Below are 19454 nucleotides of genomic sequence, written 5' to 3'. Positions count from 1 at the left end.
GCGGGGGACACTGCTACGACGGACAGTGTCCCCCATCCGCTCAGACGTCGGTGATGCGGAGCCCGGCGTGTGCCTTGTAGCGGCGGTTGACGGAGATCAGGTTCGCGACGAGCGACTCGACCTGGTGGGCGTTGCGCAGCCGCCCGGCGAAGATGCCGCGCATGCCGGGGATGCGCCCGGCGAGGGCCTGCACGGTCTCGACGTCGGCGCGCTCCTCGCCGAGCACCATCACATCGGTGTCGATCTGCTCGATCTCCGGGTCCTGGAGGAGGACGGCCGACAGGTGGTGGAAGGCGGCGGTGACCCGGGAGTCCGGCAGCAGCGCGGCGGCCTGCTCGGCGGCGCTGCCCTCCTCCGGCCTGAGCGCGTAGGCGCCCTTCTTGTCGAAGCCGAGCGGGTTGACGCAGTCCACGACGAGCTTGCCGGCCAGTTCCTCGCGCAGGACCTTCAGCGTGTCGCCGTGTCCCTCCCACGGTACGGCGACGATCACGATGTCGCTGCGGCGCGCGGTCTCGGCGTTGTCGGCGCCCTCGACGCCGTGGCCGAGTTCCTCGGCGGCGGCCCGCGCGCGCTCGGCGGCGCGGGATCCGATGATCACCTTCTGGCCGGCCCGGGCGAGCCGGTAGGCGAGGCCCTTGCCCTGCGGTCCGGTGCCGCCGAGCACGCCGACGACGTACCCGGAGACGTCGGGCAGGTCCCAGGGGTCCTTGGCGGGCACCTTGGCGGGGGTCTGTGCGCTGTCGGTAGAGGTCATGGGGCGACTCTACGTCCGTGACGGGGACGGCACGGCTCAGGTCAGCCGCCGCACGGGGACCCGGCGGAAGGTGATCGTCTCGTAGGCGCCGAAGTCGCCGGTCTCGTAGAGGACTCCGACGGTGTCCGCGTCCACGCGGACCAGGTCGGAGTAGGCGGCGGGCAGCCCGTCGACGGTGAACGCCGTGCGCCAGGTGGTGCCGCCGTCGGCGGAGGCCCGGATCGACATCAGGGCGCGCTGGGCGGGGTCGGCCGGACCGGAGTACAGCAGCAGGTCGGGGTCGCGGAGCTGGAGGACGGAGGCCTGGCAGACGGGCGCGGTCAGGCCGGCCTGCGGGCGGAACGGCTTGCGAAGGGTCCTGCCGCCGTCGTGCGAGTGGGCGTCGGCGCGGTTGCCGGGCGAGGGGGAGTCGTTGCGGGTGTTGAGGTAGACGCGGCCGTCGGGGAGTTCGGCGGCGGTGGTCTCGTTGACGTTGACGTACCCGTCGGTGTTCTCGTCCAGGTACCCGAGGTACCAGGACTCCCCCCGGTCGTCGCTGAGCAGGCAGTGGCCGCTGTTGTACCGGGGCTCGGCGCCGGTGTCGGCGCCGGCGGGCGGCACGGTGTGGTTGCCGGGGACGAGGACCCGGCCGCCGGCGAGCTGGATGCCGTGCCCGGGGGTGGTGGCGTACCAGCGCCAGCCGGGCTTCTTCACCTGTGCGGTGATCTCCCTGGGCGCGGACCAGGTGACGCCCTCGTCGTCGCTGTGCTGCACCCACACGCGCCGCCCGTCGGCGTCGTCGACCTCTCCGCGCAGGATGGCGGCCTCGGTGGCGGTGGCGGCGGCCCGGACGTGCACGAGCAGGATCCGGCCGGTGTCGAGGACGACGGGGGCCGGGTTGCCGGCGAGGTCCTCCCCGTTGCGCGCCGCGACCTGGAGCGGTCCCCAGCCGCGGCCGCCGTCCGTGGACCGCTTGAGCACGATCTCGATGTGCCCGTGGTCGGCGGCGGAGTCGACGCGGCCCTCGCAGAAGGCGAGGAGGGTGCCGCCGGCGGTGCGCACGACCGCCGGGATCCGGAAGCTCGCGTAGCCCTCCTGTCCGGCGCGGAAGGGGACGGTGGCGTCGGTGACGGTGGCGTCGGTCATGGGGCGGCTCCTCGGAATCGGCAGGGGCGAGCGGTGTTCGCACGGTGACCGGTGCTTGTCCCCGGAGCGGGCGAATTCCGGGTGAACTCCGGGTCACGGGTGCCCCGTTGCGGCAGGATGCGGGCCCATGGACGCCGTACGGGTCGCGCTGCTGCGGGAAGTGCTCGCCGGGACCGAGTGGCTGGGGGCCACCCGGAGATTCGCGGGCGTGCTGCGCGGATCGGTGGTGGCGCACGGCGGCGGACTGCTGCTGGTGGGCACGCCGGAGTACGAGCCGTGGCATCTGGCGGCGCACCTGGTGGACGAGGCCGCGTGGTCCGGGACGCCCGAGCTGGCTCCCACCCTGGTACGGCATCACGCCCGCCCCTGCGACCCCGCTCACCTGGCCGTCGGCCCCGGGCGCATCGAGGCGGCGCGGCGGGGCGAGACGCTGCTGGTCGTGGCCCCCTCGGAGCCCGCGCCGCTGCTCGAGCGGGTGCACGCGGCCCGGCGGGCCGGGGTGACCGTGCTGGCCCTCGGCGCGGGTGACGGCGACCTCGCGGCGATGGCCCACGACACGCTGGCCGTACCCGAGGGCGCGGAGCTGGACCTGGACGCGGTGCAGCACCTGGTCAGCGCGGCGGCCGGGGAGAACGGGAGCTCTCCGAGGGTCCGGCGGGGCTTCCGCGACCGGCTGGCACGGCTGGCGGAGGCCCTGACGGCACCTCCGCCGGCCTCCTGGTGACGCGCCGGCGGGAACACCGGCCTCTTGGTGACGCGCCGGTGCGAACACCGGCCTTCTGGGGACACGGCGGTGAGAACACCGGCCTCCTGGGGACGCGGCGGTGCGAAACCCGGCCTCCCTGGAGACGCGGGGGCGGGGAAAACCGGTTGCCCGGTGGCCCCGCCGCGCCGAGCATGCCTGGAGTGACCCGCGCACTCCTCCCCGACCTCTCGCCCTGGAAGGCCTCCGCCGACTTCCAGCGCCTGTGGAAGTCCGGCCTGATCAGCAACTTCGGCAGCTTCCTGACCTTCGTCGCGCTCCCCGTGCAGCTGAAGGACCTCACCGGTTCCGCGGCGGCGGTGGGTGCGGTCGGCGCCGTGGAGCTGCTGCCGCTCATCGTGTGCGGCCTGTACGGCGGCGCCCTCGCCGACGCGCTCGACAAGCGCGGGCTCATCGTGTGGACGGAGGCCGGCCAGGGGCTGCTGAGCGCCGCGCTGCTGCTCAACGCCCTGCTCCCGCGCCCCGCGGTCTGGCCGCTGTACGCGGTCGCCGCCCTCTCCTCCGCCCTGGTCTCCGTCCAGCGCCCGGCGCTGGACTCGCTGTGGCCCCGGATCGTCGCGCACGACGACATGCCCGCCGCGGCCTCGCTGAACTCCCTGCGCTGGACCGTCGGCGGCGTCGCGGGCCCCGCCGTCGCGGGCGTGGTCGTCGCCTACGCGGGGCTGGGCTGGGCGTATGCCGCCGACCTGCTGACCTTCGCCGTGTCGCTGGCGTACATCGTCCGGATCGCCCCCTCCCCCGCCTCGCACGAAGCTTCCAAGCCGTCGCTCGGCGCGATCCTGGAGGGCGCCCGCTACGCCTGGAGCCGCAAGGAACTCCTCGGCACCTACGTCGTCGACCTCGCGGCGATGTTCCTCGCCATGCCGCTCGCGGTGCTGCCGTTCCTCGCCGACGAACTGCACGCCGACTGGGCGCTGGGCCTGATGTACGCCGCCGTCCCGGCCGGGGCGATGCTGGTGAGCCTGACCGGCGGCTGGACGTCGCGGATCCACCGGCACGGGCTGATGGTGGTGCTGTCGGCCGCCGGCTGGGGCCTGTCGGTCGCGGCGGCCGGCGTGTGCGGGAACGTCTGGCCGGCCCTGCTGTTCCTGACCGCCGGCGGCGGCTTCGACATGGTCAGCGGGATCTTCCGGTCGGCCATGTGGAACCAGACGATCCCGGACGAGCTGCGCGGCCGGCTCGCCGGGATCGAGCTGCTGTCCTACTCGGTCGGCCCGCAGCTCGGCCAGGTCCGGGCGGGCGGCATGGCGGCCTGGGCGGGCGTGCGGACCTCGGTCGTCTCCGGCGGGCTCGCCTGCGCGGGCGCCATGGGGCTGCTCGCGCTCTGCCTGCCGGGGCTCATGACGTACGACGCCCGGACCAACGAGCACGCGCTGCGGATGCGCGAGCGCCGCGCCGCCGCCGTACCGGCCGAGGCGTGATCACTCCTCGTCGCCGCTGCCGCCCGCCGGGGCGTCGTGCCAGCGGGGGTCGTTCTCCCACTGCAGGTTGCGCTCGGCGGCGGTCTCCATGGCCCGCCGGGCCTCCTCGGGCGAGGCGTACGGCCCGAAGCGGTCCTTGGCCGGGCACTCCGGGCCCTCCTCGACCTTCTTGTGCTCCAGGCAGTAGTACCACTCGCCCGGCTTGCCGACGGTGCGCTTCTTGAACAGGGGCATGGACAGCTCCTCTCGCCATCGACATATTCCCCCACGCCCGCTGGATAGACTCGCTGGCATGTCTGGCCAGTCGCTGCTCGTACCAGGGGAGCTGTCCCCCACCCGTTCGGTCCCCGGAAACATCCGCCGCCCCGAGTACGTCGGCAAGCCCGCGCCGGCGCCGTACACCGGGCCCGAGGTGCAGACCCCGGAGACCATCGAGGCGATGCGGATCGCCGGCCGTATCGCCGCCCGGGCGATGGAGGAGGCCGCGAAGATCATCGCGCCGGGGGTCACCACGGACCAGCTGGACAAGGTCGCCCACGAGTACATGTGCGACCACGGCGCCTATCCCTCCACGCTCGGCTACCGCGGCTTTCCGAAGTCGCTGTGCACGTCGGTCAACGAGGTCATCTGCCACGGCATCCCGGACTCGACGGTCCTCAGGGACGGCGACATCGTCAACCTGGACGTCACGGCGTACATCGGCGGGGTGCACGGCGACAACAACGCCACCTATCTGGTCGGCGACGTGGACGAGGAGTCCCGGCTGCTGGTGGAGCGGACCCGGGAGGCCCTCAACCGCGCGATCAAGGCCGTCAAGCCGGGGCGGCAGATCAACGTCATCGGCCGGGTCATCGAGTCGTACGCCAAGCGCTTCGGCTACGGGGTCGTCCGCGACTTCACCGGGCACGGCATCAGCACGGCGTTCCACTCGGGCCTGATCATCCCGCACTACGACAGCCCGCACGCGACGACGGTCATGCGGCCGGGCATGACGTTCACGATCGAGCCGATGCTGACGCTGGGCACCCACGAGTACGACATGTGGGACGACGGCTGGACGGTCGTGACGAAGGACCGCAAGCGGACGGCGCAGTTCGAGCACACGCTGGTGGTGACGGAGACCGGCGCCGACATCCTGACCCTGCCGTAGCGCCGGGCCGCCGCGCCCGCGAAGCCCGCTCTCTGCGAGGGCGGGCTTTCTCCCCTACACTTTTACCGACAACTTGTCGGCAAAACGCCCCGGAGGCGGCCCCATGGAGTCCTTCTCGACCCTCATCCGCACCGCTTCCCGCGAGCAGCACGCGGCGGCGGAGACCTCGGCGTTCATGAACGCCCTGCTCGGCGGCCGGCTGGGCGTGGCGGCGTACGCGCGCTACACCGAGCAGCTGTGGTTCGTGTACGAGGCGCTGGAGAGCGGCGCGGAGCGGCTGGCGGCCGACCCGGTGGCGGGGCCGTTCATCCGGCCCGAGCTGGTCCGGCTGGCGGCGCTGGAGCGGGACCTGGCGCATCTGCGGGGCCCGGACTGGCGGGCGGGCCTGAGCGCCGTACCGGCCACGCGGGAGTACGCCGACCGGGTCCGCGCCTGCGCCGAGCACTGGCCCGCCGGCTATGTCGCCCACCACTACACCCGCTACCTGGGCGACCTGTCCGGCGGACAGGTCATCCGCGACCGTGCGGAGAAGACCTGGGGCTTCGCGAGGAAGGGCGACGGCGTCCGCTTCTACGTCTTCGAGGGCGTCGCCGGCCCGGCCGCGTTCAAGCGGGGCTACCGGGAGCTGCTCGACGGCATCCGGGCGGACGAGCTGGAGCGCCGGCGGGTGGTGGCCGAGTGCAGGCGGGCGTTCGACCTGAACACGGCGGTCTTCCGGGCCCTGGGCGACGAGTTCGCGCTGAGCGCCTGACGGCACACGATCCCGTCAATCCGGAAATAAGGGTTATGCCCATACTGTTCCCATCGGCGTGAGCGCTGCGACGACGAAGACATCGGCCACGTGGGTCCCGCGCGTGTGGGCTCCGGCTTCACCCCGCTTCCCCTGGCTGGCCGTCCCGGTGCTCCTGATCGTCGCCATCCCCGTCGCCGACGCGTTCCTGCCGCCGGACATCCACCTGGCCCATCTCCTGGTCGTGGCGACCGCGCTGACCGCCATGAGCTACGGCCCCAGGCCCACGGCCCTGGTCGGCGCGCTCGCGGTGCTCGCACTGATCACCGCCGGGGTGGAAAGACACATGCTGGCCACCGAGAACGTGCTGGTCGAGCTGGTCTCGCTCGTGGCGCTGAGCACGCTGCTCGTCGTCTTCACGCTGCTGCGGGACCGGCGCGCGCGGGAACTGGTCAGGGCGCGCATGGTCTCCGACACCGCACAGCGCGTCGTCCTGCGTCCGCTCCCGACCCGCGCCGGACCGCTGACCCTGGCCGGCGAGTACCACAGCTCCGAGGCCGACACCTACATCGGCGGCGACCTCTACGCCGCGGCCCGGACCGCCGGCTCCACGCGCCTGGTCATCGGAGACGTCCGCGGCAAGGGCCTGGCCTCGATCAGCGACACGGCCATCGTGCTGGGCGCCTTCCGCGCCGCCGCGCACCGCCCCGTTCCGCTGCCGGAGCTGGTGGCCTATATGGAGGACGCCGTCCACTGGGGCCTGACCGAGTTCTCGGGCACCGGCCCGGACACCGAGGAGCGTTTCGTGACCGCCGTGGTGCTGGACATCCCGGACGACCAGCCCGTGGCGCACGTGATCAGCTGCGGGCATCCGCCGCCGCTGCTGCTGTCCCGCGCGGCCGGCACCGCCACGCCGCTCTGCGTGGCCGAGACCGCCCCGCCGCTCGGCCTGGGCTCGATGTCCGACACCCCGTACACGGCGACGACCTTCCCTTTCCACGAAGGGGACCGGATCCTGCTCTACACCGACGGCGTCACCGAGACCCGCGACGACCAGGGCGACTTCTACCCGCTCGCCGAACGCCTCGCGAAGTGGGCCGACCACGCGCCGCGCCCCCTGCTGCACGAGATCGTCGCCGACCTGCGCGCCTACGCGGGCGACGCGCTCCACGACGACATGGCCATGATGGTCGTACAGCGAGACGAGGAGCCCGCTCCCCGCTGAGAGCCGCGGGTACGGGACGAGCGGGGAGACGGCCGGTCAGCGCTCCAGGTGCACCCGGCCCCCGACCTCCACCCAGCCGTGCGGCTGTGGCGCCGTCAGGATCTGGGAGCCCCTGCCCTGGGTGATGTTCAGGGCGCGGCCGAGCCGGTCGGTGAGCAGGAGGGCGGCGGCGCCGGTGGCCTCGTCCTCGTCGATGCCGTCGTTACGGCCGGGGAAGGCGCGGGCCCTGATCCGGCCGGCCGCCTCGTCCTCCCAGGCCCAGGCGTAGATCCACTCCCCCGGCGGCGGCACGTCGAGGGCGTCGACCTCGGCCGCCGTGCCGTACTGCCGCAGGGTGCGCGGCGGCGCCCACTCCGCGCGGGCCTCGATCCAGCTGAACTCGCCGTCCAGCCGGGCGCCGACGACACCGGCGGGCGTGACCAGTTCGGGCACGTCGAGCAGCCAGGCGGTGCCGACGCAGGGGTGACCGGCGAAGGGCAGACGCAGGGTGGGGGTGTAGATGTCGATCACGCCGCGCTCGGGGTCGTCCACGAACACGGTCTCGCTGAAGCCGAGTTCGGCCGCCAGCTGCTGCCGGCCGCTCTGCCCGGGCAGCGCCGAGCCGTCGCGGACGACACCGAGTTCGTTGCCGTAACCGCCGTCCGGGCCGCAGAAGACGCGGAGTACGTCGTAGTCAGTCACAGGGGAATTGAAACACCGCCCCCCGCGCAAGCACGTCCCAGGCGGGGGCGCCGCCGGGCAGGGGCCAGGAGCGGGTGCGCGCCGTTTCGAGGGGCAGCGTGGACAGGGTGTCGACATGGGCCCGCAGCAGGGTCTCCCGCTGCCGCTCGGCACCGGGTGCGCCGGGGCGGGCGGCGAGCCGTTGCAGCCGTGCCTCGTGCGCGTCGGTCACCTGGTCGGCGGTGCGGCGCCAGTCCTCCTCGTCCGGCACCCGGGTGAGCACCACACAGGGTGGGGTCCTCCCTTCCGCCACCGCCGCCACGGCCCGGTCGTGGCCGTCGAGGAGCAGCCACCCGTCGAGGGCGGTGACCCACCACAGCAGCACCGGCGCCAGTGTGCCGTCCCGGACGTGCTTGCGGTAGGCCTTCACCCGAGGCGCATCCTCCGGCGAGAGCGGGCGCAGGGGTACCACTCCGTGCCAGCCGTGTGCGGACCAGTCGAGATGACAGTGGGGCCACGCGCGCACGAAGTCCTCGCCGTGCCAGACGTACGGAGGGAAGGTGAAACGCACTCCGAGGAGCCAGCGGGAGTCGTGCAGGGGGCCTTCAGGCGCCTCCTCCAGCCATCGGGCGTACAGGTGGACCCAGTTGGCGGGGTCCCGCAGCAGTGCCGAGCGGATCGGCGGGAGCGGTGGGCGGTAGCCGTCGTACCGGCTGACGTACACGCCCTGGTTCCACTCCTCCACCCGGCCCAGCAGTATGACGCGCTCCCCCTGCCGCAGCAGCATCCGCCCGCCGTCGGCCACCTCGAAGCGGAGCGGCGGCGGTCCCGGACGCTCCCGCACGTCCAGCACCAGACCACCGTCTCCCAGGAGTTCCCTGCGTGCGTTGCCCATCCGGCCACCCTGCCACGAGCGCTTTGAGATCTGAATCACCACCCCCGGAGGGCATGAGTAAGGTAAGCCTCAGGTAAGTTAGGGCAGCCTCACCACACCAGATCCGCCAGGAGTTCGCATGCGAGCCGTCCGACTGACCGTCGCCGCCGCCACCACGGTGGCCGCTCTGACCGCCCTCTCGGCGTGCACCGCGAAGAGCGAGGCCGAGGACGGTGACGCCATCCAGGTCACCGCGGCGGACGCGAAGTGCGACACCTCCGCGAACTCCGTGCCGGCCGGCCACGTCACGCTGCGGATCGAGAACAAGGGCGCCAAGGCCACCGAGGTCGAGATCCTGTTCCCGGACGACCGGATCGTCTCCGAGAAGGAGAACATCGGCCCGGGCACCCGGTACACGCTCACCGCCGAGGTGAAGGCCGGGTCGTACGAGATCGCCTGCCGCCCGGGCATGAAGGGCCACGGCGTCCGCCAGAAGCTCACCGTCACCGGTGGCGGCAGCACCGCCGAGCGCGACCCCGAGCTGGACAAGGCCGTCGCCGCGTACCGGCAGTACGCCCAGGACCAGGCCGACCAGACGCTGCCGCGGGCCGAGGCCTTCGCCGAGGCGGTCAAGGCCGGCGACCTCGACGCCGCCAGGAAGGCCTACGGCCTCTCCCGCCTCGGCTGGGAGCGCACCGAACCGGTCGCCGAGTCCTTCGGCGACATCGACCCGAAGGTCGACGTGCGCGAGGACGGCCTGGAGGACGGCCAGAAGTGGACCGGCTGGCACCGGCTGGAGAAGGCCCTGTGGAAGGACAGGAAGACGGGTGCCGAGGAGAAGGCGCTCGCCGACCGGCTGGTGACCGACCTGAAGGACTGGCAGCAGCGGGTCGGCAAGGCGGAGATCACCCCGACCTCCATGGCCAACGGCGCCAAGGAGCTGCTGGACGAGGTCGCCACCGGCAAGGTCACCGGCGAGGAGGACCGCTACGCGCACACCGACCTCGTCGACTTCAAGGGCAACGTCGAGGGCGCCCAGAAGGCGTACGAGCTGCTGAAGCCGGTCGCGCGGAAGAACGACCCGGCGCTGACCCGGGAACTCGACAAGCAGTTCGCCGCGTTGATGGCGCTCCTCGACAAGTACCGCACGGACAAGTCCGGTTACGACTTCGTCTCCTACGACAAGGTCACCCAGGACCAGCGCAAGGAACTCTCGGACGCGGTGAACGCGCTCGCCGAGCCGCTGTCCAAGCTCGCCGCCGCGGTGGTGAAGTGACGATGACGCAGACGGGCGGCAGCAATCCGTCGCGCCGCGCGCTGATCGGCTGGGGCGGTGCCGGGCTCGCGCTCGGGGCCGGCGGGGCCGTGGCGATGACCAGGACCGGCGACGTCGACCCGGCCGCCGACGCGGGCGGCGCGGTGGAGTTCCACGGCGTCCACCAGGCCGGTATCGCCACCCCGGTGCAGGACCGGCTGCACTTCGCCGCGTTCGACGTGAAGACCGACGACCGCGACGCGTTCGTGCGGATGCTCAAGGACTGGACGGCGGCGGCCCGGCGGATGACCGCGGGCAGGCCGGTCGGCGAGGGCGCCTTCGGCGGGCTCGCGGAGGCGCCGCCGGACGACACCGGCGAGGCGATGGGCCTCAAGCCGTCCCGGCTGACGCTGACGATCGGCTTCGGGCCGTCGTTCTTCGACCGGTTCGGCCTGCGAGGCCGGCGGCCCGAGGCCCTGGTCGACCTGCCCGCGTTCCCGGGCGACAACCTGGACAAGGCCCGCACCGGCGGTGACCTGTGCATCCAGGCCTGCGCCGACGACCCGCAGGTCGCCGTGCACGCCATCCGCAACCTCGCCCGCATCGGCTTCGGCAAGGTCGCCGTGCGCTGGTCCCAGCTCGGCTTCGGCAAGACCTCCTCGACCACCCCGGACGCCCAGACCCCGCGCAACCTGTTCGGGTTCAAGGACGGCACCCGCAACATCGCGGGCACCGAGACCGACCGGCTGGACAAGCACGTGTGGGTCGGGGCCGGGGACGGTCCGGACTGGATGACCGGCGGGTCGTACCTGGTCGCCCGGCGCATCCGGATGAACATCGAGACCTGGGACCGGACCTCGCTGCAGGAGCAGGAGGACGTGTTCGGGCGGGACAAACGCGAGGGCGCGCCCGTCGGCAGGGCCAAGGAGCACGACGCGCCGTTCCTGAAGGCGATGAAGCCGACCGCGCACGTACGGCTCGCGCACCCGGACGCCAACGGCGGCATCACCATCCTGCGCCGCGGCTACTCCTTCACGGACGGCACCGACGGCCTCGGCCGCCTCGACGCCGGCCTGTTCTTCCTCGCCTACCAGCGGGACGTGCGCCACGGGTTCATCCCGCTGCAGCGCAAGCTGTCCGCGCACGACGCGCTCAACGAATACATCCAGCACGTGGGTTCGGCGGTCTTCGCGATACCGCCCGGCGTCCGGGACTCCGGCGACTGGTGGGGCCGCACGCTGTTCTCCGAGGAGGCCTAGACCGTGTTCTCCAACTACCTGATCGGCCTGCGCGAGGGACTCGAGGCGTCCCTGGTCGTCTGCATCCTGATCGCCTACCTCGTCAAGACCGGCCGCAGGGACGCCCTGAGGCCGATCTGGACCGGCATCGGCATCGCGATCGCCATCGCGATGGGCTTCGGCTGCGCCCTCGAGTTCGGCTCCCAGGAGCTGACGTTCGAGGCGCAGGAGGCGCTCGGCGGCTCGCTGTCGGTCCTCGCCGTGGGGCTGGTGACCTGGATGGTGTTCTGGATGCGGCGCACCGCCCGGCACCTGCGGTCCGAACTGCACGGCAAGCTGGACGCGGCTCTCACCATGGGCACCGGCGCCCTGGTCGCCACCGCCTTCCTGGCCGTCGGCCGCGAGGGCCTGGAGACAGCGCTGTTCGTGTGGGCGTCGGTGCACGCGGCCTCCGACGGCACCCCGCGCCCCCTGATCGGCGTGGCCCTGGGTCTCGCCACGGCGGTCCTGCTGGGCTGGCTGTTCTACCGGGGCGCGCTGCGCATCAACCTGGCGAAGTTCTTCACCTGGACCGGCGGCATGCTGGTCGTGGTCGCGGCGGGCGTGCTGGCGTACGGCTTCCACGACCTGCAGGAGGCGGACCTGCTGCCCGGCCTGACGCGTCTGGCCTTCGACATCAGCGGCGCCGTCCCGCCGGACAGCTGGTACGGCACCCTGCTCAAGGGCGTGTTCAACTTCCAGCCCGACCCGACCGTCCTCCAGGTCACGGTGTGGCTGCTGTACCTGGTCCCGACGCTCGCGGTCTTCCTCGCCCCGGTAGGGTTCGCCTCCGGAAAGGGGAAGGTGAAGGGACCCGATGAGCAGGGATCGCAGCCCGCGCAGGCTCCGCAGGCGTGAGAGGTACGCCCTCATAGCGGCCTCGCTGACCGCTTTGTCGCTGACGTCGAGCGGATGCGTGGTGGTGCACGGGGAGCGCGTGGTGCTGCCCGCCGCCACCCGCGCCGAGGCCGCCAAGGCGGTCACCGCGTTCACGGCCGCGTACAACAAGGCCGACAAGGCCTACGACAACTCCCTGGACGCGCCCTATCTCACCGGCCCGTTCGGCGACATCACCGCCGCGCGCCTGAAGGCGGGCCACGCCAACAGCCCCTCCGGCAACCCCGCCCACGTGCCGCTGAAACTGTCGGACATCAGGATCACCATCCCCAAGAAGGCCGGCTGGCCGCGGTGGTTCCTCGCCGACGCCCGGGCCAACAAGACCGGCAAGGCACGCTGGCTGATGGTGTTCACCCGCGGCGGCCTCGGGCAGCGCTGGCGGGTGGCGTACGTCACGCTGGTGGCGCCCGGCGCCGTACCGGAGTTCACGACGGACAAGGACGGCTGGGCCGAGGCGGTACCGGCCGGCTCCGCGCAACTGGCCGTCGCGCCCGGAAAGTTGAGCGCGGACTACGCGGCGTACCTGAAGAAGGGCGGCACGGCCTTCGCCGCCGGCACGTACACCAGCGTCGAACGCGCCAACCGGGCCAAGCGGGCCCGCAAGCCCGGCCTCGTCACGCAGTTCATCGACCGGCCGCTGACGGCCGGCGACTACGCGCCGCTGGCGCTGCGCACGGCGGACGGCGGCGCGCTGGTGTTCTTCACCACCCACCACTACGAGAAGCAGACGGCCGCCGCCGGCACCACCGTGCCGGTCCCGAACAAGGACGTGCAGGCCCTGACCAAGGGCGAGGTGAAGCAGTCCCTGACCCTGGAGTTCGTCTCCGCGGAGGCCGCCCTCGATCCGGCGGGCAGCGGCAAGGTGTCGGTCGTGGGCAGGGTGCCGGGGCTCACCGCCGCACAGGGCGGGTGAAGCGGCCCGAGGTCAGTGCCGCAGTGGCCAGGCAGCGCCGTGATGACCCGCGTCGGCGTAGCGCGAACACGCGTCGGTGAGCACTTCCAGCAGGCTGAGGGGATCCGGCAGCGCGTGCTCCGGTCCCCGCACCCACCGCACCCGCTGCTCGTCCCCCGGCAGCCGGGCCGGCGGCACCAGCACGTACGAGCCCCGGCAGTGCCAGCGCAGCCCCGGGTGCTCGTCCATGGTCTCGGGGTGGCAGTCCAGCTCGCACGGCCACCACTCGTCCTCGTCCTCGGGGGTGCCGCGGGTGAGGGTGAAGAACAGCATGCGGCCGTCGTCGCTCTCGGCGACGGGACCCACCTCGACGCCGGAGCCGAGCAGCCGCTCCAGCGCCTCCCGGCCGGGCTCCAGCGGGACGTCCAGGACGTCGTGCACCATGCCGGTCGCGGTGATGAAGTTGGCGTCCGGCTGGTGCCGGGCCCAGCGCTCGATCTGGGCGCGGTCGGTGGTGGACTGCGTCTGCCAGGCGAACGACACCGGGTGCCGGGCCGGGGTGGGACAGCCGACGCGGTCGCAGGAGCAGCGGTAGCCGGGGGCGGGGTGCGCGGCGGGGGCGAGCGGCAGTCCCGCCGCGGCGGCGGCGAGCAGCAGGGCCTCACGGCCGCCGTCGCCGGCGGCCTCCTTCGGGCGGCGTCCACGCAGCCACCGGGAGAGTTTGCCCTGCAGGCCGGACCGGCCGCCGAACGTCGCGCTCATCTATCCCCTCGCCTCGCTGGTGTGCGGACAGTGTGCCCTATCGTCCCATCTTCATGTGCTTCGGGGGGCGCCGCCGACGACGGGAGACCGGCCGACGGGGCGGCTAGGCGGGCGGTTCCTCCCTCGGGTCCCGCGGCGGCCAGGCGTCTCCCCACTCGGCGTCGCGGGCCGCCTTGTACAGGTCGCCGTGGCGCTTGGTGACCGTCGTACGGGCCAGCCGTTCGTCGGCCTCGCACAGGTCCAGCAGCACCTGGCCCTTGCGGATCTGCGGGCGCCGGACGACCCGGGAGGCGGCGGGTGCGGCGGGCAGGCGGCTGGCGGCGACGTACGAGAACTTCTCGTCCTCGTAGGGCAGGGTGCCGCCCTTGACCTGGCGGTGCAGGGAGGAGCGGGCCACCCGGGCGGAGAAGTGGCACCAGTCACGGCCGGGCTCGATGGGGCAGGCGGCGCTGTGCGGGCAGGGGGCGACGACGTGCAGCCCGGCGCGGATCAGGCGGTCGCGGGCCTCGATGACGCGGGCGTAGCCGGCCGGGGTGCCGGCCTCCACGATCACCACGGTCTGCGCGGCGCCCGCGGCGGCGTCGACGAGGGCGGCGCGGTCGGGCTCGGAGAGTTCGTTGAGGACGTACGACACCGTGACGAGATCGGTGGCGGCCAGGGTGAGGTCCGCGCCGATCCGGGCGCGCTGCCAGCGGGCGGCGCGCAGGCCGGGGTGGGCGGCGGCGATCTCCCGGCCGAGGGCGAGGGCGGGCTCGGCCCAGTCCAGCACGGTGACGCCGCGCTCGCCGGGCCAGGTGGCGGTGACGGCCCAGGTGGCGGCGCCGGTGCCGCCGCCGATGTCGGTGTGGCTGCCGGGCGTCCAGCCGGGGAGGGCCGCCGCGCACGCCTCCAGTGCCGCGTGGACCGCCTCGAAGGTGGCGGGCATGCGGTAGGCCGCGTACGCGGCGACGTCGGCGCGGTCGCGGAGGATCGGGGTGTGGGTGGGGGTGTCGCCCCGGTAGTGGGCGATGAGCCGCTCGACCGCTCCGGCGGCCTGCCTGGGCGGGAGTCCGTCGAGCAACTCGGCGAGGCTTCCGCGCAGGGCTTCCGCCGGGGATACGGGGTCGTTCACCCGGTGATTCTACGGCGGCCCCCGTACCGGCGTCCTTGCCGGAGCCCTCAGATCACCGCCCGTGCCAGAAGGGTGGCCAGCCTCGCTCTCGGTGAGCTGTCCGGGGTCCTGCGCCGCGGGTGGACCGTGTTGGCCAGCAGCACCAGGAAGGTGTCCGTGTGCGGGTCCACGACCAGGGACGTGCCGGTGAAGCCCGTGTGGCCCGCCGCCCCGTGGCCGGCCAGTTCGCCCATGAACCAGGGCTGGTCCACGGCGAAGCCCAGCCCCGGCGGCGTGAGCAGCAGCTCGACGAAGTCGGGGCCGAGTATGCGGGCGGGGCCGTAGGAGCCGCCGGCGAGCAGGGCGCGGCAGAAGACGGCCAGGTCGCGGGCGGTGGAGAACAGGCCCGCGTGGCCGGCGACGCCGCCGAGCGCGAAGGCGTTCTCGTCGTGGACGACGCCCCGCAGCATCCCGCGGTCGGCCTTGGCCCAGGGCCGCCGCTGGTCCTCGGTGGCGGCCGCGCCGGGGCAGGGCCCGAAGGCGGTGGCCGTCATGCCGAGCGGGCGGGTGATGCCGTCCGCGATCAGGACGTCGAGGGTGCGGCCGGTGATGCGTTCCAGCACGGCCTGCAGCAGGAGCATGTTCAGGTCGGAGTACAGGTACCGGCCGGGTTCGCCGACGGGCGCCTCGGCGCGCAGCAGGGCGAGCCGGGAGGCGTCGTCGGGGCAGTCGTACAGGGGCAGCTCGGGGCGCAGCCCGGAGGTGTGGGTGAGCAGTCGGCGCACGGTGATGCCGTGGGCGGCCGCGGCGTGGAAGTCGGGCAGGTAGTCGCCGATCCGGGCGTCCATGCCGAGGGTGCCGCGCTCGATCTGCTGCACGGCGGCGACGGAGGTGAACAGCTTGGTGAGGGAGGCCAGGTCGAAGGGCGTGTCGACGGTGGCCGGGACCCGGGCGGCGGGCGGCAGTTCGACACCGGTGTCGGTCTCGGGGTCGTACGCCGCGTAGCGGACGGCCCAGCCCGCGGCCTCGGCCACGGCGATCACGGGGCCGCGGCCGGCCAGCACGACGGCGCCGGCCGCCCAGGGGCGGTCGCCGGCGGTCAGTGCGTGCACCTCGCCGACCAGGTGCCCGAGGTGCACGGGGTCGAGCCCCGCCCGTTCCGGTGTGTCGGCGCGCAGTCTCGGTGCGCTCAGTTCTCGTCTCCCTCCGAACCCGCACGGGTGTTCCCGCGTGCGTTCCAGGGACGGCACATTCCCACGAAGCAGGCCGCCGCGACCAGTGCTCCCACCAGTTGGACAACCGCCATGGGTACGGCGGTGTGCTCTCCGGCGACCCCGACGAGCGGTGAGGCGACCGCGCCGACGAGGAAGGAGGTGGTGCCGAGCAGTGCGGAGGCGGAGCCGGCGGCGTGCCGGGTGCGCAGCAGGGCGAGGGACTGGGTGTTGGGGAGGGTGATGCCCATGGCGGACATCAGGACGAAGAGGGCGGCGGCGACGGGGGCCAGGCCGGTGTCACCGAGGGCGCCGGTGGCCATCAGCAGCAGGGCGGTCGCGGCGAGCACGATCACGGTGAGGCCGGTGGCGAGCACCTTGTCCAGGCTGACCCGGCCGGCCAGCACCTTGCCGTTGATCTGCCCGGCGGCCACGAGTCCGACCGAGTTGAGGCCGAACAGCAGGCTGAAGGTCTGCGGGGAGGCGCCGTAGATCTCCTGGACGACGAAGGGGGAGGCGGATATGTAGGCGAACAAGGCCGCGAAGGCGAAGCTGCCGGCCAGCGTGTAGCCGGTGAACGGCAGGTCGGCGAGCAGGGCGCGCATCGAGCGCAGGGCGTCGCCCACTCCCCCGCCGTGGCGTTCCGCGGGCGGCAGGGTCTCGGGGAGCCGCAGCCACACCAGGGCGGCCAGCAGCACGCCGACGCCGGTGAGCACCAGGAACACGCCCCGCCAGTCGGTCACCCGCAGGATCTGACCGCCGATCAGCGGTGCCACGATCGGTGCGACTCCGGAGATCAGCATCAGGGTGGAGAAGAAGCGGGCCATGGCCACGCCGTCGTACAGGTCGCGTACGACGGCCCGGGCGATGACGATGCCGGCGGCGCCCGCGAGGCCCTGGGCCAGCCGGAAGGCGACGAGGGTCTCCACGTTCGGTGCGACGGCGCACAGGGCGGTCGCCAGGAGGTAGACGGCGAGGCCGGCGAGGAGCGGCCGGCGGCGGCCCCGGCGGTCGCTCATCGGGCCGACGACGAGCTGCCCGAGGGCCATGCCCAGCAGGCAGGCGGTGAGGGTGAGTTCGACCGTGGCGGCCGGTGCGTGCAGGGACCGGGTGACCTCCGGCAGGGAGGGGAGGTACATGTCCATCGCGAGCGGGGGCGTGGCGGTGAGGCCGCCGAGGACGAGGGTGAGGAGGACACCGGTGCGGCTGGTCGCGGCGGGCGGCCGGGCGGGAGCCGGTGCGCTCCGTTCCTCCGGTGTCGACGCCGCCTGCTCGTGCATCCGCCCCTCCCCTGTCGTGGCGTCCGTGCCCGTCCGCGCCTCTGCGACGCGGACGGCACCTATGCTCTCAGCTCGTACAGACTGCCGGGGCACGCATGAGCGAGGGTGGGGCGATGGGGAAGGTGCGCTGGGGGATCCTGGCGACGGGCGGGATCGCGGCGGCGTTCGCGGCGGACCTCGTGGACCTGCCGGACGCGGAGATCGCGGCGGTGGCCTCGCGGCGGGCGGAGTCGGCGCGCGCGTTCGCGGAGAGGTTCGGGGCGGCGCGGGCGTACGGCGCCTGGGAGTCGCTGGCCGCGGACCCCGACATCGATGTCGTGTACGTGGCCACCCCGCACGCGGCGCACAGGGCGGCGGCCGGGCTGTGCCTGGCGGCGGGGCGGAACGTGCTGTGCGAGAAGCCGTTCACGCTGAACCTGCGCGAGACGGAGGAACTCGTCGCGCTGGCCCGCGAGCACGACCGCTTCCTGATGGAGGCGATGTGGATGTACTGCAATCCGCTGGTACGGCGGCTGAAGGCGCTGGTGGACGACGGGGCGATCGGTGAAGTGCGCACCGTGCAGGCCGACTTCGGGCTCGCCGGTCCCTTCCCGCCCGCGCACCGGCTGCGGGATCCGGCACTGGGCGGCGGGGCGCTGCTGGACCTCGGCGTGTACCCGGTGTCGTTCGCGCAGCTGCTGCTGGGTGAGCCGGACGCGGTCGCGGCGAGCGCGCTGCTGTCGCCGGAGGGCGTCGATCTGCAGACGGGCGCGGTGCTGTCCTGGGAGAGCGGCGCGATGGCGTCGCTGCACTGCTCGATCGTCGGCGGTACGGGCGGCACGGCCTCGGTGACCGGTTCGCGCGGCCGGATCGACGTGCCGGCGGGCTTCTTCCACCCGGAGCGGTTCGTGCTGCACCGCGAGGGCCACGACCCCGAGGAGTTCACCGCCGGCCCCGCGGACGGCCCGCGCACCACCCTGCGCCACGAGGCGACCGAGGTGATGCGGGCCCTGCGCGCGGGCGAGAAGGAGTCCCCCCTGGTACCGCTGGAGGGCTCGCTCGCGGTCATGCGCACCCTGGACGCGGTCCGGGAGCGGATCGGGGTGCGGTACCCGGGGGAGGAGGTCCAGGCGGTGGTGTGACGCGGTGTCCGGGGGCGGGTCGTGCCGGTGCCCCGCCGCGTGGGCACCGGCCCCGGCACGTCCCCTCGGGTAACCGTATGGCGGACACGGCATTCCGCATCGCGGACTCTCCGCCTACGCTGCGGTGCCATGACTGACAGGCGATCGAAGAGCGCGGTGGTGACCGGGGCCGGGTCCGGGATCGGGCGCGCCGTGGCCGTGGAGCTGCTGCGGGGCGGCTGGTCGGTGGCCCTGGCCGGACGGCGCACCGGGACGCTCGAGGAGACGGCGGCGCTGGTCCCGGAGGGCGACGCGCTCGCCGTGCGCACGGACGTGTCCCGGCCCGAGGACGTGGACGCGCTGTTCACGGCGACGGTGGAACGCTTCGGCCGGGTGGACCTGCTGTTCAACAACGCGGGGACGTTCGGGCCCGGCGGGGTCCCGGTCGAGAAGCTGTCGTACGACGCCTGGCGGCACGTGGTGGACACCAACCTCAACGGCGCGTTCCTGTGCGCGCAGGCGGCGTACCGGCGGATGAGGGAGCAGGACCCGCAGGGCGGCCGGATCATCAACAACGGCTCCGTCTCCGCCCACACCCCCCGCCCGCACTCGGTCGCCTACACCGCGACCAAGCACGCCCTGACCGGCCTGACCAAGTCGCTGTCGCTGGACGGGCGGCCGTACCGCATCGCGGTCGGGCAGATCGACATCGGCAACGCGGCGACCGACATGACGGCGCGGATGCGGACCGGCGTGCTGCAGGCGAACGGCGACATGGTGCCGGAGCCGGTGATGGACGTGGCCGATGTGGCACGCACCGTACGGCACATGGCCGAGCTGCCGCTGGAGGCGAACGTGCAGTTCGCGACGGTGCTGGCGACGGCGATGCCGTACATCGGGCGGGGCTGAGGAACCCTTCGCGCGGCGCCACCGGGCGTTTTCACACAAACGGAATTTGAACATCCGTGGTATTGCGGCCGGTCGAGCC

The 19454-nt window shown here is 73.3% G+C and carries 20 protein-coding genes; 11 read left to right on the top strand and 9 right to left on the bottom strand.

Going from position 1 to position 19454, the window contains the following annotated elements:
* Positions 1-40: 40 nt before the first annotated feature.
* Complete coding sequence (gene npdG / locus OG956_RS26190) at positions 41-754, bottom strand: NADPH-dependent F420 reductase (protein WP_330340444.1); 714 nt, start codon at positions 752-754, stop codon at positions 41-43.
* A gap of 36 nt (positions 755-790) precedes the next feature.
* A complete protein-coding gene (locus tag OG956_RS26185; RefSeq protein ID WP_330340443.1) occupies positions 791-1879 on the bottom strand; it encodes a sialidase family protein in 1089 nt (362 codons plus the stop codon).
* A 127-nt stretch (positions 1880-2006) separates the two neighbouring features.
* Between OG956_RS26185 and OG956_RS26180 the strand changes: the two genes are divergently transcribed.
* Together OG956_RS26180 and OG956_RS26175 are read left to right on the top strand one after the other, a co-directional pair.
* The gene (locus tag OG956_RS26180; RefSeq protein WP_330340442.1) at positions 2007-2603 is read left to right on the top strand and encodes a hypothetical protein; all 597 of its coding nucleotides are present in this window, start codon (positions 2007-2009) and stop codon (positions 2601-2603) included.
* 173 nt (positions 2604-2776) lie between these two features.
* Positions 2777-4063 (top strand): MFS transporter, encoded by a 1287-nt coding sequence (locus tag OG956_RS26175; protein WP_443065610.1) that lies wholly within the window; start codon positions 2777-2779, stop codon positions 4061-4063.
* Here the strand turns inward: OG956_RS26175 and OG956_RS26170 are convergent, their stop codons facing one another.
* Positions 4064-4297 carry a hypothetical protein gene (locus tag OG956_RS26170; RefSeq protein WP_330340440.1) on the bottom strand — a complete coding sequence of 78 codons (234 nt, stop codon included), beginning with the start codon at positions 4295-4297 and terminating at the stop codon, positions 4064-4066.
* Positions 4298-4355: 58 nt separating this feature from the next.
* On the opposite strand from OG956_RS26170, the gene map reads away from it, so the two are divergent.
* From map to OG956_RS26155, 3 genes are all read left to right on the top strand, one after another.
* Positions 4356-5213 (top strand): type I methionyl aminopeptidase, encoded by an 858-nt coding sequence (gene map / locus OG956_RS26165; protein ID WP_330340439.1) that lies wholly within the window; start codon positions 4356-4358, stop codon positions 5211-5213.
* Positions 5214-5316: 103 nt separating this feature from the next.
* Positions 5317-5964 (top strand): biliverdin-producing heme oxygenase, encoded by a 648-nt coding sequence (locus OG956_RS26160; RefSeq protein ID WP_330340438.1) that lies wholly within the window; start codon positions 5317-5319, stop codon positions 5962-5964.
* Between the two features lie 58 nt (positions 5965-6022).
* The gene (locus OG956_RS26155; RefSeq protein WP_330340437.1) at positions 6023-7168 is read left to right on the top strand and encodes a PP2C family protein-serine/threonine phosphatase; all 1146 of its coding nucleotides are present in this window, start codon (positions 6023-6025) and stop codon (positions 7166-7168) included.
* Between the two features lie 36 nt (positions 7169-7204).
* Here OG956_RS26155 and OG956_RS26150 read toward each other — a convergent pair whose 3' ends face one another.
* Together OG956_RS26150 and OG956_RS26145 are read right to left on the bottom strand one after the other, a co-directional pair.
* Positions 7205-7849: a PhzF family phenazine biosynthesis protein gene (locus tag OG956_RS26150; protein ID WP_330340436.1), complete on the bottom strand. Its 645-nt coding sequence runs from the start codon at positions 7847-7849 to the stop codon at positions 7205-7207.
* Positions 7842-8723, bottom strand: a complete 882-nt coding sequence (locus OG956_RS26145) for a hypothetical protein (protein WP_330340435.1) — start codon at positions 8721-8723, stop codon at positions 7842-7844. Before OG956_RS26145 ends, OG956_RS26150 begins: the two co-directional genes overlap by 8 nt.
* A 118-nt stretch (positions 8724-8841) precedes the next feature.
* On the opposite strand from OG956_RS26145, the gene efeO reads away from it, so the two are divergent.
* From efeO to OG956_RS26125, 4 genes are read left to right on the top strand one after another with little or no spacing between them, the layout of a single operon-like run.
* Positions 8842-9978, top strand: coding sequence for an iron uptake system protein EfeO (gene efeO / locus OG956_RS26140; RefSeq protein ID WP_330340434.1), 1137 nt, complete (start codon positions 8842-8844; stop codon positions 9976-9978).
* Between the two features lie 2 nt (positions 9979-9980).
* Positions 9981-11216, top strand: a complete 1236-nt coding sequence (gene efeB, locus OG956_RS26135; protein ID WP_330340433.1) for an iron uptake transporter deferrochelatase/peroxidase subunit — start codon at positions 9981-9983, stop codon at positions 11214-11216.
* A 3-nt stretch (positions 11217-11219) separates the two neighbouring features.
* Positions 11220-12092: an iron uptake transporter permease EfeU gene (efeU, locus tag OG956_RS26130; RefSeq protein ID WP_330340432.1), complete on the top strand. Its 873-nt coding sequence runs from the start codon at positions 11220-11222 to the stop codon at positions 12090-12092.
* Positions 12052-13044 carry a hypothetical protein gene (locus OG956_RS26125; protein ID WP_330340431.1) on the top strand — a complete coding sequence of 331 codons (993 nt, stop codon included), beginning with the start codon at positions 12052-12054 and terminating at the stop codon, positions 13042-13044. Before efeU ends, OG956_RS26125 begins: the two co-directional genes overlap by 41 nt.
* A gap of 12 nt (positions 13045-13056) precedes the next feature.
* On the opposite strand, the gene OG956_RS26120 is transcribed toward OG956_RS26125, so the two are convergent.
* The 4 genes from OG956_RS26120 to OG956_RS26105 form a co-directional block, all read right to left on the bottom strand.
* Positions 13057-13785: a bifunctional DNA primase/polymerase gene (locus OG956_RS26120; RefSeq protein WP_330340430.1), complete on the bottom strand. Its 729-nt coding sequence runs from the start codon at positions 13783-13785 to the stop codon at positions 13057-13059.
* Between the two features lie 103 nt (positions 13786-13888).
* Positions 13889-14896, bottom strand: coding sequence for a small ribosomal subunit Rsm22 family protein (locus tag OG956_RS26115; RefSeq protein WP_330340429.1), 1008 nt, complete (start codon positions 14894-14896; stop codon positions 13889-13891).
* Positions 14897-14943: 47 nt separating this feature from the next.
* Complete coding sequence (locus OG956_RS26110; protein WP_330340428.1) at positions 14944-16125, bottom strand: serine hydrolase domain-containing protein; 1182 nt, start codon at positions 16123-16125, stop codon at positions 14944-14946.
* The gene (locus tag OG956_RS26105; RefSeq protein WP_330340427.1) at positions 16065-17366 is read right to left on the bottom strand and encodes a multidrug effflux MFS transporter; all 1302 of its coding nucleotides are present in this window, start codon (positions 17364-17366) and stop codon (positions 16065-16067) included. The genes OG956_RS26110 and OG956_RS26105 overlap by 61 nt, the downstream gene beginning before the upstream one ends.
* Before the next feature lie 113 nt (positions 17367-17479).
* Between OG956_RS26105 and OG956_RS26100 the strand changes: the two genes are divergently transcribed.
* Both OG956_RS26100 and OG956_RS26095 read left to right on the top strand, forming a co-directional pair.
* Positions 17480-18487 carry a Gfo/Idh/MocA family protein gene (locus OG956_RS26100; protein WP_330340426.1) on the top strand — a complete coding sequence of 336 codons (1008 nt, stop codon included), beginning with the start codon at positions 17480-17482 and terminating at the stop codon, positions 18485-18487.
* 129 nt (positions 18488-18616) lie between these two features.
* Positions 18617-19375, top strand: a complete 759-nt coding sequence (locus OG956_RS26095; RefSeq protein WP_330340425.1) for an SDR family oxidoreductase — start codon at positions 18617-18619, stop codon at positions 19373-19375.
* Positions 19376-19454 lie beyond the last annotated feature (79 nt).

It is taken from the genome of Streptomyces sp. NBC_00557 (assembly GCF_036345995.1).
Taxonomy (GTDB): domain Bacteria; phylum Actinomycetota; class Actinomycetes; order Streptomycetales; family Streptomycetaceae; genus Streptomyces.
This window is presented reverse-complemented; position numbering and strand designations above follow the sequence as displayed.